Here is a 23868-nt window from a genome sequence, read left to right on the forward strand (position 1 = left end):
GGAGGATCTGTGGATCTGAAGTTGGACCACCATTCCGAGGACCGTCTCACCATCGTCGAGGTCGAAGGTGAGATCGATGTCTACACCGCGCCCAGGTTGCGTGAGCTCCTGATCGACCTCGTCAACAAGGGCAACTTCCACCTTCTCGTCAACATGGAGAAGGTCGACTTCCTCGACTCCACGGGTCTGGGCGTCCTGGTCGGCGGGCTCAAGCGGGTCCGGGCGCACGACGGCTCCCTGGAGCTCGTGTGCACCCAGGAGCGCATTCTGAAGATCTTCCGTATCACCGGGCTGACCAAGGTCTTCGGCATCTACGCGTCGGTCGACGAGGCCAAGGAAGCGCACGGTCGAGACAAGTAGTCATGGCTACCGTCGAGCTGACGTTCAGCGCCCTTCCCGCTCACGTGCGTACGGCGCGCCTGCTCGCCACGGCGATCGCACGCCGCACCGGGGTGGAGGAGTCCCTGCTGGACGAGGTACGGCTCGCCGTCGGTGAGGCCTGCTCCCGGGCGGTCGAGGCGCACCGCCTCCACTGCCCGGGGGAGCCGATCCGCATCGAGCTGTGCGACGACTCCGGGCGGTTCGAGGTGATCGTCACGGACTCGGCCCCCAGCGACGAGCAGGGGCCGGAGTTCGGCGTGCCGCGCTTCGACGACATTCTCGGCCAGGGGCCCGGCGTGTTCATGCCCGGATTCGGCATCGCGGTCATCGCGGGGCTGGCCGACGACGTCGAGGTCTACCCCAGCCAGAAGGGCATGCGGATCCGGATGAGCTGGCCCGCGGCGGCGGGCGGCCTCTCCCCCGTCTGACGGCTGGAGAACCGTTCCGGCGGAGCGGTCACGCCTCCCTCGGGGCGGCCTCGGCGCTCCTCAGGGCCGGCCATGGGATCCTGCGGGGCGGCGGAATCCGCGGGGCCGGTCACGGGATCTCCTGGCGGCCGCCGATTCCTCTGCGGGGCGGGCCGGCCGCCTCCTTCCGCGGGGCCGGTCACGGGATCTCCTGGCGGCCGCCGATTCCTCTGCGGGGCGGGCCGGCCGCCTCCTTCCGCGGGGCCGGTGACGCGGCGCCGGGAGTGCCCGCGTGATGCCCGCCGCACCCGTGCGGGTCCGGACGGCACCGGTCGCGGAAGCGGGTTCCGGGCCGGGGGCGGGCGCCGCGCCGTACCGGTGACCGCCGGGAACGGCGGGCGGGCGGCTCGGGACGGCTCCCGCGAGCCCTGTGACCGGGCTCGGCACGAGGGCGTGTCCGGCTGCCATGCACGTCCCGGCAGGCGTGCCAGTCCTTCTCGCAGGCAGGCCGCGAATGAGGACGACCTTTTCCGCCTATACGGACAAACCGAAATATCGGTGGGACGGAAAGGTTGAGAAGTCCGAAGTGCCGATCTAAATGCCGATAAAGGAGATCGGCTGTCCGGGGATTAGCGGACACGTCATTAATTGGCCGCGTGTAGAGGCTTCATATCCGCGTCGCCGCTGCGTAGACTCCCGGCACCGGCCAAGGTTTGTCCTTCGGAACGGGCCGTGAACAGGCCCGATTCGCAAGGAAGTCTGCGGACGTAACCGGAAGCGGCACTGCCAACCACCCGGACGTGCGCCGCAGCCCGCCGACCCGTTCACCGCAGCGCACTCCGGGCAGGACGTGATCCCGTCTTGCCGAGGAGAGTCGGATGCCTGTGCTCCATCTCGCCGCTGTCGATGACACAGCGGTATCCCTGAGCGGTTCCCACCTCACGATAGTGATCGTGGTCGCCGCCGTCGCCCTGCTCGCGCTCGCCGTCGCCGGCGGGCTCGTGCGCGAGGTGCTCGCCGCCGACCAAGGCACCGAGCGCATGCGAAACATCTCGCGAGCCGTACAGGAAGGAGCCGCGGCCTACCTGACGCGGCAGTTCCGGACGCTCGCCCTGTTCGTCGTCCTGATCCCCTTCCTGCTGCTCCTGCTCCCGGCCGCCTCGACCGGCGTGCAGATCGGCCGGTCCGTCTTCTTCGTGGTCGGTGCGCTGTTCTCCGCGCTGACCGGTTTCATGGGCATGTGGCTCGCGGTCCGCGGGAACGTCCGCGTCGCCGCGGCGGCCCGCACGTCGGGCGAGAAGGCCGCCATGCGCATCGCCTTCCGCACCGGCGGCGTGGCGGGCATGTTCACCGTGGGCCTGGGCCTGCTCGGCGCCGCCATCGTGGTCTTCGTCTACAAGGGCGACGCCCCCGCGGTGCTGGAGGGCTTCGGCTTCGGCGCCGCGCTGCTCGCGATGTTCATGCGGGTGGGCGGCGGCATCTTCACCAAGGCCGCCGACGTCGGCGCCGACCTGGTCGGCAAGGTCGAGCAGGGCATCCCCGAGGACGACCCGCGCAACGCCGCCACCATCGCCGACAACGTGGGCGACAACGTCGGCGACTGCGCCGGCATGGCCGCCGACCTGTTCGAGTCCTACGCGGTCATGCTCGTCGCCAGCCTGATCCTGGGCAAGGTGGCCTTCGGCACCGAGGGCCTGGTGTTCCCGCTGATCGTCCCGATGATCGGCGTGCTCACCGCGATCATCGGCATCTTCGTCACCTCCCCGCGTGCCGGCGACCGCAACGGCATGGCCGCCATCAACCGCGGTTTCTTCATCTCCGCCGCGATCTCGGCGGTCCTGGTCGCCGGGGCCGCCTTCTTCTACCTGCCGAGCAGCTTCGCCGAGCTGAGCGGGGTGAGCCCGGAGATCGCGGCCGTCACCTCCGACCCCCGGCTCATCGCCATCGGCGCGGTGCTGATCGGCCTGGTCCTGGCCAGCGCGATCCAGGTCCTCACCGGCTACTTCACCGAGACCAACCGGCGCCCGGTGAAGGAGATCGGCGAGAGCTCCCTGACCGGCTCCGCCACGGTCATCCTGGCCGGCATCAGCGTCGGCCTGGAGTCCGCGGTCTACTCGGCGCTGATCATCGGCGGTGCGGTCTACGGCGCGTTCCTGCTGGGCTTCGGCAACGTCACCATCGCCCTGTTCGCCGTCGCCCTCGCGGGCACCGGACTGCTGACCACGGTGGGCGTGATCGTGTCCATGGACACCTTCGGCCCGGTCTCCGACAACGCCCAGGGCATCGCCGAGATGTCGGGCGACGTCGACGGGGAGGGCGCCGCGGTGCTCACCTCCCTGGACGCCGTCGGCAACACCACCAAGGCCATCACCAAGGGCATCGCGATCGCCACGGCGGTGCTCGCCGCGACGGCGCTGTTCGGCGCCTTCCGGACCGCGGTCGAGGGCGAGCTGACCGGGGCCACGCAGGCGGTGAAGGACGCGCTGGGCTCGTTCAGCTCGTTCAACCTCGGCGTGGACTCGCCGAACGTGCTCGTCGGCCTGGTGATCGGGGCCGCGGTCGTGTTCATGTTCTCCGGGCTCGCGATCATGGCGGTGGGCCGGGCCGCCATGCGGGTCGTCCTGGAGGTCCGCGAGCAGTTCCGCACCAGGCCCGGGATCATGGACGGCACCGAGCTGCCGGAGTACGGCCGGGTGGTGGACATCTGCACCCGCGACTCCCTGCGCGAGCTGGCCACTCCGGGCCTGCTCGCGGTGATGACGCCGATCGCGGTGGGCTTCGCCCTCGGGTACGCGCCGCTGGGAGCCTTCCTCGCCGGCGCGATCGCCTGCGGCACGCTGATGGCGGTGTTCCTGGCCAACTCCGGTGGCGCCTGGGACAACGCCAAGAAGCTGGTCGAGGACGGCCACCACGGCGGCAAGGGCTCGGCCGCCCACGAGGCCACCATCATCGGTGACACCGTCGGCGACCCGTTCAAGGACACCGCGGGTCCCGCCATCAACCCGCTGATCAAGGTGATGAACCTGGTGGCGCTGCTGATCGCTCCCGCGGTCGTGGCGACCGCCGACAACGTCGGGCTGCGGGTCGGCATCGCGCTGGCCGCGCTGGCCGTGGTGATCGCCGCGGTGGTCGTCTCCAAGCGGCGCTCGGCGGGCGCCTCTCCGAGCGAGAGCAACAACCACGACCGCGAGCCGGAGCCCGAGCCCGAGCCGATAGCGGGCTGAGTTCCGCCTGGCCGGAACGGCGGGCTGAGTTCCGCCTGGCCGGAACGGCGGGCTGAGCTCGGCCCGACCGGAACCGCCGGAGGGGTGCGCGGGAATCGCGCACCCCTTTCGCGGGCGCGGGACGTGCCGGTGGGAAACTGTCGGGCATGGAACAGCAGCCCTCCGGGGGAAAGACGCTCGTCATGATCCTGCTGGGGATGGCCGCGGTGTTCGCGGTGATCATCGGGATCGCCATCTGGGCGGCGAGGTGATGACGAGGTGTCAGTGAGGTGACGATGCGTACGCTGATCGTGCTGCGGCACGCCAAGGCGGTCCACACTCCCGGACTCGCCGACCCCGAACGCCCGCTCACCGACCGGGGCGAGCGGGATGCCCGCAGGGTCGGGGAGACCCTCGCGGCGATGGGGCTCCGGCCCGACCTGGTGCTCTGCTCACCGGCCGTGCGAACCCGCCGTACGGCGGAGCTGGCCCTGCCCGGCGAGCCCGTCGAGTTCGAACGGGACATCTACGAGGCGTACGCCGACGAACTGCTCGCGCTGGTGCGGCGGGCCGATCCCGAGGTACGCACGCTGCTCCTGGTCGGGCACAACCCCGGCGTCCACGAGCTCGTCCTGGGCCTCACCATGCACGCCGGGGACCCGGGATTCCCGCCCGGCGCGTTCGCCGTCATCGAGACCGGCGACGAATGGGCCGAGCTGGAGTCGGGGCGCGCGGTCACCCGATGGAGCCCGAAGGACAACTGATCCGGGGCGACGACTGATCCGGGGCGACGACGCCGGTCTCCCTCCGCGGCGGGCGGCGGGAGACCGGGCGGGGGGTCAGGGCCCCGGGGGGACGTCCACGTCCTCGGCGTCGGCGGCCTCGACCTCGGCACGGGAGATGCCGAGCAGGTAAAGGATCGAGTCGAGGTAGGGCACGTTGACCGCGGTGTCGGCGGCCTGACGGACCACCGGCTTGGCGTTGAACGCGATGCCCAGCCCGGCCGTCGCGATCATGTCCAGATCGTTGGCGCCGTCGCCGATGGCCACGGTCTGGCTGATCGGGATGCCCGCCTCGCGGGCGAAACGCTCCAGGGCGCGGGCCTTGCCGGGACGGTCGACGATCTCGCCGATGACCCGGCCGGTGAGCACGCCGTCCACGACCTCCAGGGTGTTGGCCGCGGAGTAGTCGATCCCGAGGTCCTCCACGAGGGCGTCGGTGAGCTGGGTGAAGCCGCCGCTGACGATCGCGAAGCGGTAGTCGAGCCGCTTGAGCGTGCGGACGAGCGTGCGGGCCCCGGGGGTGAGCACGACCTCCTTGCGGACCTTCTCGAAGACCTCCTCGGACAGGCCCTCCAGCAGCGCCACCCGGCGGCGGAGCGACTCGGCGAAGTCGAGCTCGCCGCGCATCGCCTCCTCGGTGACCCGGGCGACCTCGTCCAGGCAGCCCGCGTGCGCGGCCAGCAGCTCGATCACCTCGGCCTGGATGAGCGTGGAGTCCACGTCCATCACGATCAGCCGCTTGGCCCTGCGGTACAGGCCGGCCCGCTGCACGGCCACGTCGACCTGCTGGGCGTGCGCCTCGGCGGCCAGGTCGGCGCGGAGGGCGTCCGGGTCGGCGCCGGAGACGGCCAGCTCGATGCAGGTCACCGGGTAGCTGGAGAGCCGCTCGATCCGGTCGATGTTGGCTCCGGCGGCGGCGATCCGGCCCGCGATGCCCGCCATCGCCGCGGGCTGCAGGGGCGAGCCCAGTACGGTGACGTGCAGGCGCCCGCGCCGCCGCTTCTCCTTGGTGTCGGAGCTGGTGGACAGCTCCACCTCCAGTCCCAGGTCCTCGGCGGTCCGCTCGACGGCGGTCCACAGGGCGCCGAGGGTTCCGCCGGTCCCGGTCGGGGTGTCGCCGGCGTAGGCGACGAGGACACCGAGGGTCAGCCGGCCGCGGATGACGACCTGCTCGATGTCGGCGACGACGACGGGGAAACCGGCCAGGACGGCGAAGAGCCGGGAGGTGACGCCCGGTCGGTCGGGGCCGGTCAACGTGATCAGAAGCGTGCGCTGGTTCATCGCCCCCTACGCTACTTGGCCTCGGAAATGACCGTGAATGCGGTTCATCATCCGGACGCCTGACGTTCGCGGTCCTCCCTGCTCCGGCGTTACCCTCGGCTGGCTTCATGAGGTCATGACGACCATTCCCGCAGAGCCGCGCATCGCTCGCTACACCGCCGGGCTGGCCCGTACCGCCGCAGAGCTGCGGGAGGCCCAGCGCCTGCGCCACCAGGTCTTCGCCGAGGAGATGGGCGCCCGGCTGGACACCCCCCTCACCGGCCTGGACGTCGATCCGCTCGACGCCTACTGCGACCACCTGCTCGTACGGCACGGCGGGACGGGCGAGGTCGTCGGGACCTACCGGCTGCTGGCGCCCGGGCGGGCCGACCGGCTCTACGCCGAGTCCGAGTTCGACCTGGGGGCGTTGGCCGCCCTCCGGCCGGACCTGGTCGAGGTGGGCCGGACCTGTGTGCACGCCGGCCACCGGAACGGGGCGGTGGTCGGGCTGATGTGGGCGGGCATCGCGCGCTACATGGTCGAGGGCGGGTACGGCTGGCTGGCCGGATGCTGCTCGGTGCCGGTGTCCCAGGCGGCCGGGGTCATGGACCGGGTGCCCCTCGGACCCCCGGAGTACCGGGTGGCTCCGCTCCGGCCCTGGCGGGAGGCGGGGCGCGGCGGGGCGGCGCGCGGCGGGGCGGGGCGCCCGGCCACCGGTACCGGCTCCGCGGCGCCGGGTGGCGCCGGAGAGGCTCGGGGCCGTGCGGGAGAGGCGCCGGGCGGGACGCGGCCGGGAGCCGCGCGTCCCGCCTGGGCGGGCCTGCCGCCGCTGCTCCGGGGGTACCTGCGGCTGGGCGCGTGGGTCTGCGGCCCGCCCGCGGACGATCCGGACTTCGGCGTCGCCGACTTCTTCGTCCTGCTCCCGATGGCCGGGATGGACCCCCGCTACCTGCGTCACTTCCTGGGAGCGGCGAGATGAGCCCGCCGCCCGCGGCGCTTGCGCGGACCCCCGCGGCGGACCCGCTCCCCGCGGTCCTCTCCGGGAGCGACCGGGCGAACCCGTGGCTCCCGGCGGCGCCCTGCTCGCCGGCCGCCTGCATCGCCCCTCCCTCCGAGACGGCGGCCCGGCCGCGCCGGGCGCTGCGCCTGCTGGCCTCCGCGGTGCTGGTGCTCGCGGGGGCGGTGCTCGCGCCCGCCGCCCGGGGGCTCGGTACGGCCCGGCGGATCCGGCTGACGAGCGCCTGGTCGCGCCTGCTGCTGAGGGCTCTGGGCGTGCGGGTCGAGGTACGGCGGGGCTTCGCCTTCCTGGCGGGTTCGGCGGCGGGGGCCGCCACGGCTCCCGGGGTCCGCGCCGTGCCCGGTCCCCGCGCCGCTCCCGGACGGGGATCCGCCGCCGCGGGTGCCGCCTCCGGCGTCCGCGCCGCGGTTCCCGGCACGGCCCCGCTGCTCGTGGCCAACCACGTGTCCTGGCTCGACCCGCTCGTCATGGCCGCCGCGCTGCCGTGCCGCCTGCTGGCCAAGCGCGAGGTCCGGACCTGGCCGGTGGTCGGCGGGCTGGCGGCCGGGTCGGGCGCGCTGTTCATCGACAGGGACCGGCTGACGGCGCTGCCCGGCGCCGTCGGCGATGTCGCGGAAGCGCTTGCCGAGGGGCATCCGGTGGCGGCCTTCCCGGAGGGCACCACCTGGTGCGGCCGGGGGATGGGCCCCTTCCGGCCCGCGGTCTTCCAGGCGGCGCTGGACGCGGGAGCCCCGGTGCTGCCGGTGGCGATCCGCTACCTGGACGCGTACCGGGCACCGGAGACCGGCCCCGTCTTCGTCGGAGACGACACCATCCTGGCCTCCATCCGCCGGGTGGCCGCGGTCCGGCGGATGACCGTGGAGGTGACGGTGCTCCCCCGGGTGACGGCCCGGGACCGCAGGACGCTGGCCTGGAGGGCGGAGTCCTCGGTCGCCTCGGCGGCCGCCGTCCCGGCCGGACACGGTGCTCCGGCCGTGCCGGCGCCGATCCTGCGGGATCCGGACGGCGCGGGACGGGCGGCGGCCGCCCTCCGGTGACCGCGGCCGCCGCGCGGGGCCGTGAGAACGGGCGGAGCCCCCGGCCTGGGACAGGACGGGGGCTCCGGAGCGCGACTAGCGGACGATCTTGGTCTTGACCTTCTTCAGGAAGTACCAGGACTTGATGCCCATGCGCTTGAACTCGTCGCGGTCCAGGTTCTCCGCGCCGGTCGGCAGGTCGACGGAGTCGACCCCCCAGTACCCGGTGGCGGTGCCCCTGGCCTTCTTGCTGAGCTTGACCACGACCCGGATGGCCGTGCGGTCGTCGACCTCCAGGGCCTGGGGGACGATGCACCAGTAGCCGTCGTCGAACCAGGCGCACCGGGTGCCCTCGGGGCCGTAGATCGCGGTGATCTTCGAGCCCTTGGGGGGGACTCCGCCGATCCAGTAGGAGTCGGCGAGGTGCGGCCCCACGTTGGTGGCCTGGATGGTGTAGGAGATCTTGCCGCCGGCCCGGACCTTCTTGGGGGCGGACACGCGGACGTCGAACGAGGAGTAGGGGTCGTCGGCCTTCTTGACGGCGGCGGCGGGCGCCTTCGAGGGAGCGGCCGAGGCCGCGGGGGCGAACAGCACGCTGCCCGCGAGAGGAGCGACCAGGGCAAGAGCGGCGATCTTGGCGATCGGGTGGCGCATCGAACGTCTCCCAGTTGAGGGGGCTCGGGGAACGCTGCGACCGTCCCCCGATAAAGTCCGCAGCGTTTTATCATGATTCGCAGAAGAAAGTAAATTTATATCTTTGCACGTTTTATAGAGGAGTGTCCGGCACGGCCGTGCCGGAGGAGCCGACGGTCCCGCACCGGCCGGACCCGCCCGCACGCGCCGCCCGCCGGACACCCCGCCTCCAGAATGCGGGGGCCGGTTTGCGGATATCTTGCAGATCACTGCACGGGCTTGCAGATCACTGCACGGGCTTGCGGATCACTGCACGAGCCCGCGGATCACCGGGCGGACCCGCGGTCAGGGCAGGATCAGGTGGAGGTCGCCGAACTCGTGCCAGCGGTACCCCTCCCGCAGCGCCTCCCGGTAGGACCGGGCGAGCAGTTCGTCCCCGGCGATCGCCGAGAGCATCAGCAGATGGCTGGAGCGCGGCTCGTGCAACCCGGTGACCAGGCCGTCCACCGCCCTCACCCCGGTCCCGGGGGTGACGACGTGCGAGGTCCAGCCGCGCGCGGGCCGCACCTCGCCGCCGGGCGGCGCGGCCGTCTCCAGCGCCCGCACCACGGTCGTGCCCACCGCGATCACCCGGCCGCCCGTCCGCCGGGCCAGGTTCACCTGGCGCGCGGTGGACTCCGGGACCTCGAACCGCTCCGGGTACGGGGGCTCGTCCTTCTCCGGCGAGGCCACCCCGGTGTGCAGCGTGATCGGCGCGATCCCGATCCCGCGGGACACCAGGCCGGTCACCAGCCCGGTGGTGAACGGCCGCCCGGCGCTGGGCATCTCCGCGCTCCCGGGGACCACCCCGAACACGGTCTGGTAGTCGGCCAGCGGCCAGTCCCGCGCCACGTAGGAGTACCGGATCGGCACGCCGTACCGGTTCAGGTAGGCGGGGACCGGACGGTCCAGCCTGGCCCGCCACAGGCGCGGCGTGTGGCGCTCCAGCAGCCGCAGGGTGGCCCCGCCGGGCAGCGGGAGCCACTCGCCGCCGGCGCCGCCGGGGTAGGGCTCGGTGGCCGAGGCCGTACGGCGGCGCAGCTCCACCAGCCACGTGCCGTCCTCGCGCTCGGTCGAGAAGTGCACCGCGAGCCGGTCCAGCCGGACCGCGGCGGGGAGCGTGGCGGAGTTGTTGACCACGAGCAGGTCACCGGGGCGGAGCAGGTCGGGCAGATCGGTGAACGGGTGGTGGCCGATCTTCCCGGTCCCGCCGTGCGAGACCAGCAGCCGGACCGCGTCGCGCGCCGCTCCCCGCGCCTCCGGCGGCTCGTGCGCCTCCAGCTCGGGCGGGAGCACGAAGCCGCCGTCCAGGATGCCGTCCGCGAGTCCCCTCCCGCCGGCGCTCACGGGTGGCTCACCCGCCCGCTGGCCGGACGGGTCTCGATGAGGCGGAGCAGCGTGGGGACGACCGTCTCGGGCCCGGGAGCCGCCGCGGCCTCCTCGGCTCCGACCGCGTCGGCCAGCATGGCGGTGTCCATCTCGCCGGGGTCCACCCACCAGACCGCGACCTCGGGCTCCTCGGCGGCCAGGATGTGGGAGATCTGGTCCAGCGCGGCCTTGGTCGCGCCGTACCCGCCCCAGCCCTCGTAGGCGCCGGTGGCGGCGTCGGAGGAGATGTTGACCACCGCCCCGCCGCGCTCCCGCAGGTCCGGCAGGACCGCCTGGACCAGCGCCAGCGGGGCCAGCACGTTGGTGCGGAACAGGTCAGCCAGGACGTCCAGCGGGTAGGAGGCCAGCGGTGGGAGCGGGACCGCGCCGAGCCCGGAGGCGTTGTTGACCAGCAGGTCCAGACCGCCGTGGTCCCGTACGGCCCGCGCCAGCCGGTCCTGGTGGGCCGGGTCGGCGACGTCCCCGGCGAGGGCGAGGGCGCCGAGCTCGTCCGCGGCGGGCTTGAGCGCGTCGGCCCCCCGCGCGGTGAGGATGAGGCGCCAGCCGCGGGTGGCCAGGGAGCGGGCCAGCGCCAGGCCGAGCCCGCGGGAGGCGCCGGTGATGAGTGCCGTCTTCGTCATGTCTCCGACGCTAGGAACCGCGCGCCCGGCGCACATCGGCCCGGGGACCGGTCCCGGCCCGGATCGATGGGCCTAGGCCGGGCGGCCCGGAGGCCTAGGACCGATGGAGCGGTGCGGTCACCGGCCCGGCTGCCTAGAGTTTGCCCGTGAGCTCCATGAGTGAGGATCCGGGCCGCCGGTCCCGCGGGACCGGCCGCGGGCGGGGGACGGGATCGCCTACGGGCGGGGCCGGTGAGGACCGGGACGCCGTCCTGCAGGCGGTGAGTTCCGCCGTGCTGGCGGTGACCAGGCACCTGTCGGTCCGCGAGGTGCTCCAGGTGATCGTCCGCTCGGCGCAGCGGCTCCTGGACGCCCGCTACGCCGCGCTCGGCGTGCCCGACGAGGAGGGCGCGTTCGCGGAGTTCGTCGCCGAGGGCATCTCCGACGAGGAGTGGGAGGCCATCGGCCCGATGCCCCGCCAGCACGGGATGCTCGGGGCGATGCTCCGCGAGGGGGCGCCCGTCCGGCTGCCCGACATCCGCCGCGACCCCCGGTTCGACTCCTGGCCGCGCGCGCACCCGGTGCTGAAGGACTTCCTCGGGGTGCCGATCCGGGACGGCGACCGGGTGCTCGGCATCATCTTCCTGTCCGACAAGCGGATCCCCGGCGGGTTCACCGAGGCCGACCAGCGGCTGCTGACCGTGTTCGCCGCGCACGCCGCGATCGCCCTCACCAACGCCCGCCTGTACGAGCGGAGCCGGGAGCTCGCGCTGGTGGAGGAGCGCACCCGGATGGCGCGGGAGCTGCACGACGCGGTGACCCAGAAGCTGTTCTCCCTGCGGCTCACCGCGCAGGCGGCGGCCTCCCTGGTCACCCGCGATCCGGGCAGGGCGCTGGGGGAGCTGGAGCGGGTGGAGCGGCTGGCGGGCGAGGCCCTGGCAGAGCTCCGCGCGGTGATCGTCGAACTGCGTCCGGCGGAGCTCGACCGGCACGGCCTGGCCGAGACGCTCCGCAAGCAGGTCCGCCTGCTCGACCGGCTCCATCCTGCGTCGTTCACGTTCGAGGAGCACCCGGTCTGCGTGCCCGACCCGGCGACCGAGGTGGCCGTCCTGCGGGTGGCCCAGGAGGCGCTGCACAACGCCTCCCGGCACGCGGAGGCGGGGACGGTGGCCGTACGGCTCGGCTGCGAGGAGGGCCGTGTCTTCCTGGAGGTGCGCGACGACGGGACCGGGTTCGACGTGGCGGCCGCCGCGGGGCGCGGGCTGGGCATCGCGTCGATGGGCGACCGGGCGCAGGCGCTGGGCGGGAGCGTCTCGGTGACCTCGGAGCCGGGGCGCGGCACGCTGGTGCGGATGGAGGTCCCGGTATGAGACCGTGCGGCGGCGCGGCGGGCGGCCCGGACGGCCGGCGGGACGGGAGCGGCCGGGCCCGGCGGGACGGGACGCCGGCGGCGGGGAGGGCGGCGGGGTGATCCGGGTGCTGATCGCGGACGACCATCCGGTCGTCCGGCAGGGGCTGCGCACGTTCCTGGAACTGCAGGACGACCTCGACGTCGTGGGTGAGGCCGCGGACGGGGCGGAGGCGGTGGAGCTGGTGGAGTCCCTCTCCCCGGACGTGCTCCTGCTCGACCTGAAGATGCCGGTCCTCGACGGGCTCGGCACGCTCCTGCTGCTGGCCGGGCGGGAGCGGCCGCCGAAGGTGCTGGTGCTGACCTCGGTCGGCGACCGCCGGGACGTGGCCCCGGCCATGCGGGCCGGCGCCGCCGGGTTCCTCTACAAGGACGTCGAGCCCACCGCGCTCGTCCAGGCCATCCGCGCGGTCCACGGCGGCCAGGTGCTGCTGGCCCCCGAGGCCGCCGAGGCGGTGCTGGCCGGGGTGTCCGGCACGGGGGAGCGGGCGGGGCCGGTGGCGGCGCTGACCGACCGGGAGCGCGAGGTGCTCGCGCTGATCGCCTCCGGCCGCTCCAACCGCGAGATCGCCCGGGAGCTGGCGGTGGCGGAGAAGACGGTGAAGACCCACGTCTCCAACGTGCTGATGAAGCTCGGCGTGCAGGACAGGACCCAGGCCGCGCTGTACGCCGTACGGCACGGCCTGGCCTGAGGCCCCCGCGGCCTCAGGTGTCCTTCTTCTCCTCGCGCCGGTCCGGCGGCGGCGGGGGCTGCGGCGTCGGAGGCGGCGTGTAGGTGCTGCCTCCCCCTCCCCTGCGCGGCGGGGCCGGGTGAACGATCTTGGTCTTCACCGTCTTGAGGAAGTACCAGTGCGGGAAGGCCAGGCGCTTCCACTCGGAGCGGTCCAGCTTCTCACCGCCGGTGGGGACGTTCCAGGTGTCCACGCCGAGCTTGGCGACGGCGGTGCCCTTGGTGCCCTTCTTGAGCTTGACCCAGATCTTCACCGACTCCGAATCGCCCTTTTCGAGGATCCAGGGCGTTATGCACCAGAAGCCGTCATCGTAGAAGTCGCAGTCGGTGCCCTTGGGCCCCTTGTAGTAGACGGTGTCGTTGATCCCCTTCGGCAGGCCGGTCCCGCCGATGAAGAAGAAGTCGGCTTTGTGGGGACCCCGGTTGGTGACCTTGACCTCGTACATGAACTGCTGGCCGTTGCGGACCCGCTTGGGGGCCTTGACCGAGACCTTGAAGGAGGACCAGGGCGTGTCCAGCGCGGTCTGCGAGGCCGCCGCGGCCGGTACGGCGGGTGCGGCGGAGGCCGCGGCCGGTACGGCGGGCGCGACGGACAGGGGGACGAGGAGGCCGAGGCCTAGGAGCGTGCCGGATGTTCGGCGCATGGGCGTCTCCGCGCGCTAGGGAACGGGGGAATCATCATTAGCAAGGAGAAGTATCACTTAAGTAGGACGATCTCAAAGATAGGATGATCTACCTGGGCTTTGCCGATTCGCATATGTTGGGTGTTCTCAGGGGACTCCGGCGACTCACGGCTCAAGGACGGGGAGGTTCACGTGCCGGATACGCAGCCGCTGCGCCAGGGAGACCCACGGACTCTGGGCTCGTACCAGGTGGTCGGGCGGCTGGGCGAGGGCGCCCAGGGCATCGTCTACGCCGGGCGGGCCGCCGACGGGACGATGGTCGCGATCAAGCTGCTCCACCCCCGCCTGAGCAACACCGGCATCGACGGGGACCGTTTCCTCCGCGAGGTCGCCGCCGCCCGCAGGGTGGCCCAGTTCTGCACCGCCCAGGTCATCGGCGCCCACATGGAGGGCGACAGCCCCTACATCGTGAGCGAGCTCGTCGAGGGCGTCTCCCTGCAGAAGGTCGTGCAGACCGAGGGGCCGCGCGCCGGCAACGCCCTGTACCGGCTCGCGGTCGGCACGGTCACCGCGCTGGCCGCCATCCACCGGGCCGGGATCGTGCACCGCGACTTCAAACCGAGCAACGTGCTGCTCGGCTCCGACGGCCCGCGGGTCATCGACTTCGGCATCGCCAGGGCGCTGGACTCGGCGCTGACCATGACGAGCGGCGTGGTCGGCACTCCGGCCTACATGTCGCCGGAACAGGTCGCCGGGCAGCGCGTCGAGCCCCCCTCGGACATGTTCAGCTGGGGGCTGACCATGGCGTTCGCCGCGACCGGGCGGCCCGCCTTCGGCCAGGACAGCCTGCCCGCCGTCATCTACCGGGTCATGAACGAGGACCCGGACCTGTCCGCGCTCCCGGACAACCTGCGGCCCATCGTGACCGCCTGCCTGAGCAAGCGGGCCGAGGAGCGGCCGAGCGCGTCCGAGGTGCTGTTCGCCCTGCTGGACAGCCAGGCGGAGGAGACGGCGGCGGCCGCCGATGCCGACCTCGACCGCTCCCTGGACGCCGGTTCCCGGGCCGCGGCCGGCTCGCACCCCGCCCCGGACCCCGGTCCGCCCCCCGCTCCCGGGCCGGGCCCGGTGTTCGCTCCGCCGCACGCGGGACCGCGAGCCGAGGAGACCCGCTGGGTACGGCCCTCCGGCCTGGACCCGGTGAGCGCCTTCGACGCCGGGGGAGGCCGGGGCGCCCCGCCGTCCGGCACCCCCTTCGCGTCCTCCGCCGGGTACCCGCCGGGCTCCCCCTACGGCCACCCCCAGGGAGCCCCGGCGGCGGGTGCGTTCCCCCCTCCGGCACCCGGGATCCTGCCCGGCGCGGTCCCCGGCCCGGCGGGCGAGGGACGGTCGCGGCGCAGGCGGGCCCTCCTGGTGGCCGGGGTGCTGACGGGCGCGCTCGCCCTGGCCGCCGGGGTGCTGGTGACCGTGCCGAACACGCTGGACCACTCTCCGGACCCCGTCGTGCGGCAGAACGCACAGGCCGAGAGCAGCGCGCAGCAGGCCCCGGCGCGGACCCCCTCCTCCACCCCCGCGCCCGCCTCGACGCCCGCCCCGGAGCAGACGCCCGTTCCCGAGCAGACGCCCGCGACGGTGGCCTTCGACGGGCAGGACGGCAAGGCGCTCAAGGGCCACGGCAAGGCCGTCCAGTCGCTCGCCGACACCAAGATCGGTGATCGGCGGGTCGTGGTCTCCGGCGGGCAGGACGGGACGCTGCGCATCTGGGATCCGGCCGCGCACAAGACGCTGCACCGGCTCCGCGGCCACCAGGGCGAGATCTACGCGGTCGCCGCCGTCACCGTCGGCGGCACGCCGTACGCGGTGACGGGCGGCTACGACCACACCGTCCGCCTGTGGAACCTGAAGACGCGCAAGGGCAGGCTGCTGGGTCACCACCCCATCGCGGTCTTCGCGGTCGCGGCCGGCCAGGTCAACGGCGCGCCGGTGGCCGTCACCGGCGACGGCGACGGCATGCTGTACGTCTGGAACCTCAAGAGCCGCCGGCAGACCAAGGCGATCCGGGCGCACCGCAACGACGTCAACTGGCTGGCCTTCGGCAAGGTCGGCGAGCGCACGGTGGTCGTGTCCGCCAGCGCCGACAAGTCCCTCAAGGTCTGGGACCTGACCCGCAAGAAGCAGTACGGCAAGACCTACAAGGGCCATGACAAGGCGGTCTTCTCCGTCGCCACGGGCACGCTGGGCGACCGGCCGGTGGTCGCCTCGGGCGGCAAGGACAAGCAGATCAGGATCTGGGACCCGAAGACGGCCAAGACCATCGGCAAGCCCCTCAAGGGCCACAAGGGCAACGTCTACTCCCTGGCCTTCGGCCAGGTGGAGGGCCGCACGGTGCTGGTCTCCGGGAGCACCGACGGCACCGTCAGGCTCTGGGACCCGGTGGCCCGCGAGCCGCTCGGCAAGGCCGTCAAGGCGCACAAGGGCGGCGTCTACTCGGTGGACGTCGTCACCGTGGACGGCCGCCCCGCCGTCGTCTCGGCGGGCAAGGACCGGACGGTCAAGATCTGGAAGCTGGCGCTGAGCTGACCGGGGGGCCGGTCAGACGAGCTCGGTGATGGCGTGGTGGGCGGCCACGCGGGCCCGCCGCACCGCGCGGTCGAGGTCGCGCAGGGCCTGGCTCCGCACGGCCACCTGGCCCGAGGTGAGCCCCCGGTCGTCGGCGGCCCGCAGCGCGGCGGACAGGCGGGCGGCCAGGGCGGCGACCCGGTGGGCGCGGGCGGGGTACCCGGGAGCGAGGCCCTCGCTCCCGACCGTCGTCCGCCGGTGGCCCTGGGCCGGCCCCTCCACGCCGCGCAGGGCGTCGGTCGCCGCGTGCATCGTGAGGGTCAGGTCGCGCTCGGCCTCGGCGAGGGAGGGCACGTCGGGGACGGCGGGGGAGGCCTCGAACACGCTCCAGCGCACTCCGGCGTACGATGATCCGCGGCGGTCCCGCACCGGGACCAGTCCGAGGCACCTGCCGGGAAGCACGGCCACCGCCGCCTGCCCGGCCTCGATGGCCGCGGCGTTGAAGGGGGGCGGGCCGGTGAGCCCGAGCGGGTCGCCCGCGACGGGGAGGGCCAGGCGCAGCGACGCCAGACCCTCGCCGCGCAGCCCGGCCAGGAAGCTCCGGAGCGGGACGTCGCCGTCGGCGGCGGCGACGAGCTGGGGGCCGGCCTGCCGCTCCGCGCGGTCGACGGCCTCGTCGAGACCGGCCTGCCGGGTGAGCCAGGCGTTGCCCCAGCAGACCAGTGTGGCCGAGATCGGTGAATCAGGGTGCACCGGTCCACGATATGTCCTCGCCCTGCAATAGGTTTGTACGAGCGATCCAAGGAGGCGTGGGGCATGGGCGGTCAGGTGCTTCGGCTACAGGACGTCACCGTCCGCAGAGACGGGGCGGCCCTGCTGAGGGACATCGACTGGACCGTCCACGAGGACGAGCGCTGGGTCGTCATCGGGCCCAACGGCGCGGGGAAGACCACGCTGCTCCAGGTCGTCGGGGCGATGCTGTTCCCCACCGAGGGCGTCGTGGAGATCCTGGGCGAGCGGCTCGGGCAGACCGACGTGTTCGAGCTGCGGCCCCGGATCGGGCTGGCGAGCGCGGCGCTGGCGGAGAAGGTGCCGCCGGACGAGAAGGTCATCGACCTGGTGCTCACCGCGTCCTACGCGATCCTCGGCCGCTGGACGGAGGAGTACGACTCCAACGACGTCACCCGGGCCGTCGAGCTGATCGACCAGCTCGGCTGCGCCCACCTGATCAGGCGCCGGTTCGGCACCCTCTCGGAGGGCGAGCGCAAGCGGGTGCAGATCGCCAGGGCGCTGATGCCCGATCCCGAGCTGCTCCTGCTGGACGAGCCCGCCGCCGGGCTGGACCTGGGCGGCAGGGAGGACCTGGTCCGCCGCCTGTCGACCTTCGCGAACGACCCCAAGGCCCCCTCGATGGTGCTGGTCACCCACCACGTGGAGGAGGTGCCCCTGGGATTCACCCACGCCCTGCTGCTCCGGCACGGCTCCGTGGTCGCCCAGGGCCCGATCGAGCACGTGATGACCGCCGACAACCTCGCCCGCACCTTCGGCATCCCGCTGGGCCTGGAGCGCGGATCCGACGGCCGCTGGTACGCCCGCGCGCATCAGTTCTGAGTCGTTACGGCGTGCTCCGCGTCAAGAAAAGTAAAACGAAATATCATTTCGGGGACGAGAGATCCACCTGACTCGACCGTCCGGAGTGGCCATATGGGACCATCGCTCATCGCCGCCCTCGTCGTGGTGGCCGTCGCAGGGTTCGCGCTGATCCGGACGGTCCGCATCGTCCCGCAGGCCACCGCGGGGATCGTGGAGCGGCTCGGAAGATACCACCGCACGCTCCTGCCCGGGCTCAACCTGGTGGTCCCCTTCATCGACCGGATCAAGGGCACGATCGACCTGCGCGAGCAGGTCGTCTCGTTCCCGCCGCAGCCGGTCATCACCTCCGACAACCTCGTGGTCTCCATCGACACGGTGATCTACTTCCAGGTCGTCGACCCGCGGGCCGCCACCTACGAGATCGCCAACTTCCTGATCGGCGTCGAGCAGCTCACCGTGACGACGCTGCGCAACGTGGTCGGCGGCATGGACCTGGAGCGCACGCTGACCTCCCGCGAGGAGATCAACACCGAGCTCCGCGGGGTCCTCGACGACGCCACCGGCAGGTGGGGGATCCGGGTCAACCGGGTCGAGCTCAAGGCGATCGATCCGCCGGCCTCCATCCAGGACTCGATGGAGAAGCAGATGCGCGCCGACCGCGACAAGCGGGCCGCCGTGCTCGCCGCCGAGGGACAGAAGCAGGCGGCGATCCTCACCGCCGAGGGACAGAAGCAGGCCGTGGTCCTCAAGGCGCGCGGCGACGCCGAGGCCGCGGTGCTCAAGGCCCAGGCCGAGGCCGAGGCCAAGGCGATGCGGGCCAAGGGAGAGGCCGACGCGATCGCGATGGTGTTCCGGGCCATCCACGAGGGCAAGCCCGACCAGCAGCTCCTCGCCTACCAGTACCTGCAGATGCTCCCGAAGATCGCTCAGGGCGGCGCCAACAAGCTGTGGATCGTGCCCTCGGAGATGGGCAGGGCCCTGGAGGGGCTGGGCGGCCTGTTCGCGAACGCCGCCGGCACGGCCGGCGACACGACCGGCGGCGACGGGATCCCGGGGGTCCCGGAGCCCAGGTCTCCCGGGGCCGCGGGCATCGACCGGGCCGACCTCCCCGGCCGGGACCTGCCGGGAAAGGACACCCCCGCCGCCGGGTAGGGACGTCCCTCTCCTAAGGTGCGGTGAAGTGCCGTGCACCGGTCACGGGCGCGAGCCGTACGAGTGAGGAGGGCGTTCATGACGCCGTGGGAGGCGGTCGCGATCTTCGCGGCCGGAGTCGGGGCCGGGGGCATCAACGCCGTCGTCGGTTCCGGATCGCTGATCACGTTCCCGACGATGGTGGCGGTGGGGCTGCCGCCGATCGTGGCCAACGTCTCCAACAACATCGGGCTGGTGCCCGGTTCGCTGACCGGGGCGCTCGGCTACCGCGCCGAGCTGAAGGGGCAGCGCGACCGGCTGGTCCGGCTGGGGCTCGGGTCGCTGCTCGGCTCCCTCATCGGCGGCGTGCTCCTGCTCTCCCTGCCCGAACGCACCTTCACCGTGGTCGTGTCGCTCCTGATCGGCCTGGCGTGCGTGCTGGTCGTCCTCCAGCCGAGGCTCGGCGCCTGGGTGAGCGCCCGGCGCGAGCACGACCACCCGCACGGCGGCCCCTGGCTCTGGCTCGGCGTCTTCGCGGCCGGGATCTACGGCGGCTACTTCGGCGCGGCCCAGGGCGTGCTGCTCATCGGGCTGCTCGGCATCTTCCTCGACGACGACCTGCAGCGGGTCAACGCCGCGAAGAACGTGCTCTCCCTCCTGGTCAACGCGATTGCGGCGGTGCTGTTCATCCTCGCCGACACGCTGGACCTGTTCGCCGCCGCCTCGGTGAGCTGGACGGCGGTGCTGCTGGTGGCGGCGGGCGCGACGATCGGCGGCTTCCTCGGCGCCCGGGTGGGCCGGAAGCTGCCGGCCCCGGTGCTGCGGGGGTTCATCGTCTGCGTCGGCGTCGCCGCCATAGTCAAACTGGTGTACGGGTAAAACAACCAGCTACGGGTATAAATCCGGCGTGAAGGGTGACAGGGTAGAGATCGTCATCGACGCGGGGGACACCTCGCGAACCTACGAGGTCGAAGCGACCAAGGCGGGCCGCCGGGTCGAGATCGCCAACCAGCGCGGCGGCGTGGTCGAGGTGAGCGAGGTCACCCGGAGCGGTACGGCGGTGCGGACCGCCAGGTTCATGTCGAGCCGGATCCTCGCCCTCGTCGAGCATCCCGCGGACGGCGCGGCCGACGACTGACGCCGGACCGGGCCCGGGCGGTCCCGAGGCGTTCGGCGGCTCGGGAACCCCGCCCGCAGCGCCCCGGCGGGCGGGGTGGGCGGTACGGGGCCGCCGGCACGGGACCCGGTGGCGCGGTCCCGCCCCGGGCTCACGCCTGCGCGGGGCGGACCTGGATGATGCCGTCGCGGCGGATCCGCGTCTCGAAGGCCGGCTGGGGGGCCGTGCCGGGACCGTGCACGACGGCCCCGTCCGAGAGCCGGAAGGTGCTCCCGTGCCACGGGCAGACCACGCAGGTGGTCCCGTCGTCGGCGATCAGCCGCCCCTGGTGGAGCGGGCCGGCCAGGTGCGAGCAGCGGTCGGCCAGCACGTTCACCGTCTCGCCGACCCGGAGCACGAACAGGTCGATGTAGCCCAGCCGCCGGGCGACCGGACGGCCGTCCGGCAGGTCCTTCAGGGCGCATAGGTCGTGCCAGCCGAGCGGGACCAGGTGGGTGACCGACTCGGCGTGGTTGGCCCCGGCCGCCTGCCGGTAGGCCAGGTGCCCGCCGAGGTAGCCGCCCAGGCCCGCCGCGGCCAGCCCGGCGAACGACAGGCTCCGCCCGGTCCGCTCGCGTCCGGCCAGGCGCATCGCCAGTGAGCCGGCGTAGAGGCCGATCGCGGTCACGTTGGCGAGCGCGTGCACGAATCCGACGCGCTGCTGCTCCCGGTGGAGGGAGGACCAGTCGGTGATCCCGGCCGCCGCGGTGGGCAGCACTCCGCCGAGCCCGGTGGCGAGCATCACCCGCGCCGCGCGGGGCTCCACCCTGGCCAGGTCCAGCACGGCGGTGGCCAGCAGGCAGCCCAGGCTGAAGGTGGCCAGCGGGGGATGGAGGGGCTTGCCGGTCGGGACCCCGTGCAGCGCGTCGCGCAGCGGCCCGGGGCCGAGTTTCCGGCGCACGGCCTTGGCGAGCCCGCGGATCGGCCGGTCCATCCGTGACGATCTCTCGATCCGGCCGGGGAGATCGATCGGGGGCACCAGTCGTCTGAGGCTCCGGCGCCCCGTGTTCACTGTTTCCTTCACCATCGCCCCCTCTCAAGCAATTAGGGACCTACCCCAGGAGCGCGTTATGCACGCGCCAGATGTCCACGCCTGACGGAGAGCTCGATGATCTCGGTGGCGTAGGCGCCGAGCGTCGGCGAGCCCTCCTCGATGATCCGCACCTTCTCCAGCACCTGCTCGGCGGTGACCTTGTAGAGCGACCAGGTGCCGCCCTCGTTGTGGTGGTTGGCCATGATCGGCGCGATCCGGTCCAGGGCCTTGGCGAAGCGGGCCTCGGGCGTCACGCGCTCCTCGAACTCGTCCCAGAGCGCGCGCAGCCGCTTGGCCTGGTCCTCGGGGAGCAGCCCGAAGATCCGGTCGGCGGCCTTGCGCTCGATGCCGAGCTGGGCCTCCACGGCCGGGCTGTCGTAGATGAACGTGTCGCCGGCGTCGATCTCCACGATGTCGTGGACGAGCAGCATCGCGACGACCCTGTCCATGTCCGTCCCCGGAGGAGCGTGCTCGGCCAGCACCATCGCCAGCATGCCGACGTACCACGAGTGCTCGGCGTCGTTCTCCCGCCGCGACCCGTCCATCAGGGTGTTGCGGCGGACGATGCGTCTGAGCTTGTCGATTTCCATGGCGAAGGCGAGCTGGGCGTGCAGGCGGTCCTGTCCTGGAGGGGTGGTCACCTGCGCAAGCCTAGTCCGAGCCGGAGGTTCTTTCCCGATCGGCCATGCGGTCAGGCGGGAGTGAGCGTGACCGGAACCCCGTTGAACACGGCGTTGCCCGAGGGCACGTCGACCGCGGACTCGTCCGTCAGCGCGTTCACGCTGACCCCGGCGTGCTCGGCCGCGACCCGCTGCCCGGTCCCGGCGTGCCCCCAGCCGTGCGGGAGGCTCACCACACCGGGCATGATCGTGTCGGTCGGCTCCAGCGGCACGGTCAGCTCCCCGGCCGCGCTGCGCACCAGGGCGTGCCCGCCGAGCCCGAGCCGGGCCACGTCCGCCGGGTTGATCTGCAGCGTGCACCGGTTGCTCCCGCCGACCAGCGGCCCCACGTTGTGCAGCCAGCTGTTGTTGGAGCGCAGGTGCCGCCGCCCGATCAGCACGATCTCCGCCGGCGGCGCGTCCAGCCGCCCGCGCAGCCGTGCGACGTCCTCGACCAGCTGCGGCGGGGCCAGCTCGACCCGTCCCGAGGCGGTGCGGAGCACCTCCGCCAGCCGGGGCTGCAGGGGGCCGAGGTCGATGCCGTGCGGGTGCTCGCGCAGCGCGGCCAGCGAGAGCCCGTAGGGGCCGAGCTTGAGCATCGCGTCCAGCCGGAGCTCCGCCCCGCTCTCCCCGTCCAGCCCGGCGCGGAGCTCGGCCGCGTCCCGGCCCTCGACGGACGAGCCGGGCGTCTCGACGGCCCGGCGCAGCATCTGGTCGAGGATCAGCTCGTCCAGCAGGGCCGGGTCGGCGCCCGCCCCCTGCCCCGAGGCGATCATCGCCAGCCGGGCGAGGATCTCCGACTCCGAGGGCCGCCCCGGCTCCGGCGGCAGCACCGGCGGGGAGAACCTGGCGTAGTTGCGCACCGCCACGAACAGCAGGGACAGGTCGTAGTGCGGTGAGCGCAGCACCGGGGGCGGCGGGAGGATGACGTGCGCGTGCCGGGTCGTCTCGTTGAGGTACGGGTCGACGGCGACCATGAACTCCAGGCCGGCGAAGGCCCGGTCCAGCCGGGTCCCGTTCGGCGCCGAGAGCACAGGGTTGCCCGCCACCGCGACCAGCGCCCTGACCTGCCCCTCGCCCGGCGTCTCGATCTCGTCGGCGAGGGTGGCCACCGGCAGCTCGCCGTTGGCCTCCGGCAGGCCGCGCACGCGGCTGCGCCAGCGCCCGGTGGTGTACGGCCTGCTCCTGCGGCCGAGCTCGACGGCCGTCTTGGCGAACATGACGCCGCCGGGGCGGTCGAGGTTGCCGGTCAGCACGTTGATCACGTCCACCAGCCACTGCGCGATGGTGCCGAACTCGGCGGTGCAGGTGCCGATGCGGGCGTAGACGGCGGACGTGGGGGCCGCGGCCAGCTCGTGCGCGAGCCGCACGATCGTCTCGGCGGGCACTCCGCAGACCTCGGCCACGGCCTTGGGGGAGAACTCCCCGGCCAGCTCGCGGAGCTCCGCCAGGCCCGCGGTCTCCACCCGGACCGCGGCGAGGTCCTCGGCGAGGAGCGTGTGGACGATGCCGAACAGCAGGTAGGCGTCGGTGCCGGGCCGTACGAACAGGTGCTCGTCGGCGAGGGCCGCGGTGCGGGTGCGGCGGGGGTCGACGACCACGAACCGGCCGCCGCGCCGGCGCAGGGCCTTCAGCCGGCCGGGGAAGTCGGGGGCGGTGCAGAGCGAGCCGTTGGACTCCAGCGGGTTGGCGCCGAGCATCAGCAGGTAGTCGGTGCGGTCCAGGTCGGGCACCGGGATGGCGAGCGGGTCGCCGAACATCAGGCCGCAGGAGACGTGCTTGGGCATCTGGTCGGCGGTGCTGGCGGAGAAGACGTTCCGGGTGCCGAGCGCCTTGATGAGCGGGGGGTTGTACAGGGCCCCGGCCATGGTGTGCGCGTTCGGGTTGCCGAGGTAGACCGCCACGGCCTGGCGGCCGTGGGCCTCGGTCACGGAGGCGAGGCCGCGCTCGACGGCCTCGAAGGCCTCGTCCCAGCCGGCCTCGCGCCACTCGCCGCCGGTGCGGATCATCGGGACGCGCAGCCGGTCGGGGTCCTCGTCGAGGGCGCCGAGGCTCGCGCCCTTGGGGCAGATGAAGCCCTTGGAGAAGGGGTCGTCGGGGTCGCCCTTGACCGAGGTGACGTGCCCGGTGTCGTCGAGCGTGAGCCGCAGGCCGCAGACGGCCTCGCAGAGGGGACAGGTCCGGTGCGCGGTTCTCATCGGGACTCCTGGGTTCGACGAATGGACTCATCATGACCGGGAGCCTGGACGAAG

The 23868-nt window shown here is 73.1% G+C and carries 22 protein-coding genes; 13 read left to right on the forward strand and 9 right to left on the reverse strand.

Annotation, left to right across the window (positions count from 1 at the left end):
• The first annotated feature begins 9 nt into the window (after positions 1 to 9).
• From FHS22_RS01830 to FHS22_RS01845, 4 genes are all read left to right on the forward strand, one after another.
• Entirely contained in the window at positions 10 to 360 is a 351-nt protein-coding gene (locus tag FHS22_RS01830; RefSeq protein ID WP_030916965.1) for an STAS domain-containing protein, read from the forward strand.
• A 2-nt stretch (positions 361 to 362) separates the two neighbouring features.
• On the forward strand, positions 363 to 809 hold the full coding sequence (locus FHS22_RS01835) for an ATP-binding protein (protein ID WP_184937724.1): 447 nt from the start codon (positions 363 to 365) through the stop codon (positions 807 to 809).
• 857 nt (positions 810 to 1666) lie between these two features.
• Positions 1667 to 4012, forward strand: coding sequence for a sodium-translocating pyrophosphatase (locus FHS22_RS01840; protein WP_184937725.1), 2346 nt, complete (start codon positions 1667 to 1669; stop codon positions 4010 to 4012).
• 275 nt (positions 4013 to 4287) lie between these two features.
• Positions 4288 to 4755 carry a SixA phosphatase family protein gene (locus tag FHS22_RS01845; protein ID WP_184938335.1) on the forward strand — a complete coding sequence of 156 codons (468 nt, stop codon included), beginning with the start codon at positions 4288 to 4290 and terminating at the stop codon, positions 4753 to 4755.
• 75 nt (positions 4756 to 4830) lie between these two features.
• On the opposite strand, the gene serB is transcribed toward FHS22_RS01845, so the two are convergent.
• Positions 4831 to 6054: a phosphoserine phosphatase SerB gene (gene serB / locus FHS22_RS01850; protein ID WP_184937726.1), complete on the reverse strand. Its 1224-nt coding sequence runs from the start codon at positions 6052 to 6054 to the stop codon at positions 4831 to 4833.
• A 115-nt stretch (positions 6055 to 6169) separates the two neighbouring features.
• Here serB and FHS22_RS38880 point away from each other — a divergent pair, with 115 nt between their 5' ends.
• Both FHS22_RS38880 and FHS22_RS01865 read left to right on the forward strand, forming a co-directional pair.
• Positions 6170 to 7012, forward strand: coding sequence for a GNAT family N-acetyltransferase (locus FHS22_RS38880; protein ID WP_221473086.1), 843 nt, complete (start codon positions 6170 to 6172; stop codon positions 7010 to 7012).
• The gene (locus FHS22_RS01865) at positions 7009 to 8088 is read left to right on the forward strand and encodes a lysophospholipid acyltransferase family protein (protein WP_184937728.1); all 1080 of its coding nucleotides are present in this window, start codon (positions 7009 to 7011) and stop codon (positions 8086 to 8088) included. Before FHS22_RS38880 ends, FHS22_RS01865 begins: the two co-directional genes overlap by 4 nt.
• A 75-nt stretch (positions 8089 to 8163) precedes the next feature.
• On the opposite strand, the gene FHS22_RS01870 is transcribed toward FHS22_RS01865, so the two are convergent.
• From FHS22_RS01870 to FHS22_RS01880, 3 genes are all read right to left on the reverse strand, one after another.
• The gene (locus FHS22_RS01870) at positions 8164 to 8721 is read right to left on the reverse strand and encodes a hypothetical protein (RefSeq protein ID WP_184937730.1); all 558 of its coding nucleotides are present in this window, start codon (positions 8719 to 8721) and stop codon (positions 8164 to 8166) included.
• A 324-nt stretch (positions 8722 to 9045) separates the two neighbouring features.
• On the reverse strand, positions 9046 to 10086 hold the full coding sequence (locus FHS22_RS01875; protein WP_338047554.1) for an S-adenosylmethionine:tRNA ribosyltransferase-isomerase: 1041 nt from the start codon (positions 10084 to 10086) through the stop codon (positions 9046 to 9048).
• A complete protein-coding gene (locus FHS22_RS01880) occupies positions 10083 to 10748 on the reverse strand; it encodes an SDR family oxidoreductase (protein ID WP_184937732.1) in 666 nt (221 codons plus the stop codon). Before FHS22_RS01880 ends, FHS22_RS01875 begins: the two co-directional genes overlap by 4 nt.
• A 260-nt stretch (positions 10749 to 11008) precedes the next feature.
• Here FHS22_RS01880 and FHS22_RS01885 point away from each other — a divergent pair, with 260 nt between their 5' ends.
• Positions 11009 to 12097, forward strand: a complete 1089-nt coding sequence (locus FHS22_RS01885) for a GAF domain-containing sensor histidine kinase (protein WP_338047555.1) — start codon at positions 11009 to 11011, stop codon at positions 12095 to 12097.
• Positions 12098 to 12194: 97 nt separating this feature from the next.
• Positions 12195 to 12827, forward strand: a complete 633-nt coding sequence (locus FHS22_RS01890; RefSeq protein ID WP_184937734.1) for a response regulator — start codon at positions 12195 to 12197, stop codon at positions 12825 to 12827.
• A 13-nt stretch (positions 12828 to 12840) separates the two neighbouring features.
• On the opposite strand, the gene FHS22_RS01895 is transcribed toward FHS22_RS01890, so the two are convergent.
• On the reverse strand, positions 12841 to 13509 hold the full coding sequence (locus FHS22_RS01895; protein WP_184937736.1) for a hypothetical protein: 669 nt from the start codon (positions 13507 to 13509) through the stop codon (positions 12841 to 12843).
• 171 nt (positions 13510 to 13680) lie between these two features.
• Here FHS22_RS01895 and FHS22_RS01900 point away from each other — a divergent pair, with 171 nt between their 5' ends.
• Positions 13681 to 16065, forward strand: coding sequence for a serine/threonine-protein kinase (locus FHS22_RS01900; protein ID WP_184937738.1), 2385 nt, complete (start codon positions 13681 to 13683; stop codon positions 16063 to 16065).
• A 12-nt stretch (positions 16066 to 16077) separates the two neighbouring features.
• Here the strand turns inward: FHS22_RS01900 and FHS22_RS01905 are convergent, their stop codons facing one another.
• Complete coding sequence (locus tag FHS22_RS01905) at positions 16078 to 16797, reverse strand: hypothetical protein (RefSeq protein ID WP_184937740.1); 720 nt, start codon at positions 16795 to 16797, stop codon at positions 16078 to 16080.
• A 63-nt stretch (positions 16798 to 16860) separates the two neighbouring features.
• Here FHS22_RS01905 and FHS22_RS01910 point away from each other — a divergent pair, with 63 nt between their 5' ends.
• From FHS22_RS01910 to FHS22_RS01925, 4 genes are all read left to right on the forward strand, one after another.
• Positions 16861 to 17655, forward strand: a complete 795-nt coding sequence (locus FHS22_RS01910) for an ABC transporter ATP-binding protein (protein ID WP_184937742.1) — start codon at positions 16861 to 16863, stop codon at positions 17653 to 17655.
• Positions 17656 to 17748: 93 nt separating this feature from the next.
• Positions 17749 to 18789: an SPFH domain-containing protein gene (locus FHS22_RS01915; RefSeq protein WP_184937744.1), complete on the forward strand. Its 1041-nt coding sequence runs from the start codon at positions 17749 to 17751 to the stop codon at positions 18787 to 18789.
• Positions 18790 to 18867: 78 nt separating this feature from the next.
• Positions 18868 to 19647 carry a sulfite exporter TauE/SafE family protein gene (locus tag FHS22_RS01920; RefSeq protein WP_184937746.1) on the forward strand — a complete coding sequence of 260 codons (780 nt, stop codon included), beginning with the start codon at positions 18868 to 18870 and terminating at the stop codon, positions 19645 to 19647.
• 28 nt (positions 19648 to 19675) lie between these two features.
• On the forward strand, positions 19676 to 19906 hold the full coding sequence (locus tag FHS22_RS01925) for a hypothetical protein (RefSeq protein WP_184937748.1): 231 nt from the start codon (positions 19676 to 19678) through the stop codon (positions 19904 to 19906).
• 130 nt (positions 19907 to 20036) lie between these two features.
• Here FHS22_RS01925 and FHS22_RS01930 read toward each other — a convergent pair whose 3' ends face one another.
• The 3 genes from FHS22_RS01930 to FHS22_RS01940 all read right to left on the reverse strand — a co-directional run bounded on the left by FHS22_RS01930 (position 20037) and on the right by FHS22_RS01940 (position 23814).
• Positions 20037 to 20858 (reverse strand): Rieske (2Fe-2S) protein, encoded by an 822-nt coding sequence (locus FHS22_RS01930; protein ID WP_260407568.1) that lies wholly within the window; start codon positions 20856 to 20858, stop codon positions 20037 to 20039.
• 134 nt (positions 20859 to 20992) lie between these two features.
• Positions 20993 to 21547: an HD domain-containing protein gene (locus FHS22_RS01935; protein WP_260407617.1), complete on the reverse strand. Its 555-nt coding sequence runs from the start codon at positions 21545 to 21547 to the stop codon at positions 20993 to 20995.
• Between the two features lie 101 nt (positions 21548 to 21648).
• Complete coding sequence (locus tag FHS22_RS01940; protein WP_184937754.1) at positions 21649 to 23814, reverse strand: molybdopterin-dependent oxidoreductase; 2166 nt, start codon at positions 23812 to 23814, stop codon at positions 21649 to 21651.
• Positions 23815 to 23868: the final 54 nt, after the last annotated feature.

It is taken from the genome of Thiemannella venezuelensis, assembly GCF_014203605.1.
Taxonomy (GTDB): Bacteria; Actinomycetota; Actinomycetes; order Streptosporangiales; family Streptosporangiaceae; genus Planomonospora_A; species Planomonospora_A venezuelensis.

Bases quoted from the DNA above. Each gene is read 5' to 3' on its own strand.
- FHS22_RS01920 (WP_184937746.1), top strand. From the start codon at position 18,868: ATGACGCCGTGGGAGGCGGTCGCGATCTTCGCGGCCGGAGTCGGGGCC.
- FHS22_RS01895 (WP_184937736.1), bottom strand. From the start codon at position 13,509: ATGCGCCGAACATCCGGCACGCTCCTAGGCCTCGGCCTCCTCGTCCCC.
- FHS22_RS01835 (WP_184937724.1), top strand. From the start codon at position 363: ATGGCTACCGTCGAGCTGACGTTCAGCGCCCTTCCCGCTCACGTGCGT.
- FHS22_RS01845 (WP_184938335.1), top strand. From the start codon at position 4,288: ATGCGTACGCTGATCGTGCTGCGGCACGCCAAGGCGGTCCACACTCCC.
- FHS22_RS01880 (WP_184937732.1), bottom strand. From the start codon at position 10,748: ATGACGAAGACGGCACTCATCACCGGCGCCTCCCGCGGGCTCGGCCTG.
- FHS22_RS01935 (WP_260407617.1), bottom strand. From the start codon at position 21,547: ATGGAAATCGACAAGCTCAGACGCATCGTCCGCCGCAACACCCTGATG.
- FHS22_RS38880 (WP_221473086.1), top strand. From the start codon at position 6,170: ATGACGACCATTCCCGCAGAGCCGCGCATCGCTCGCTACACCGCCGGG.
- FHS22_RS01910 (WP_184937742.1), top strand. From the start codon at position 16,861: ATGGGCGGTCAGGTGCTTCGGCTACAGGACGTCACCGTCCGCAGAGAC.
- FHS22_RS01840 (WP_184937725.1), top strand. From the start codon at position 1,667: ATGCCTGTGCTCCATCTCGCCGCTGTCGATGACACAGCGGTATCCCTG.
- FHS22_RS01930 (WP_260407568.1), bottom strand. From the start codon at position 20,858: ATGGACCGGCCGATCCGCGGGCTCGCCAAGGCCGTGCGCCGGAAACTC.
- FHS22_RS01870 (WP_184937730.1), bottom strand. From the start codon at position 8,721: ATGCGCCACCCGATCGCCAAGATCGCCGCTCTTGCCCTGGTCGCTCCT.
- FHS22_RS01915 (WP_184937744.1), top strand. From the start codon at position 17,749: ATGGGACCATCGCTCATCGCCGCCCTCGTCGTGGTGGCCGTCGCAGGG.
- FHS22_RS01940 (WP_184937754.1), bottom strand. From the start codon at position 23,814: ATGAGAACCGCGCACCGGACCTGTCCCCTCTGCGAGGCCGTCTGCGGC.
- serB (WP_184937726.1), bottom strand. From the start codon at position 6,054: ATGAACCAGCGCACGCTTCTGATCACGTTGACCGGCCCCGACCGACCG.
- FHS22_RS01865 (WP_184937728.1), top strand. From the start codon at position 7,009: ATGAGCCCGCCGCCCGCGGCGCTTGCGCGGACCCCCGCGGCGGACCCG.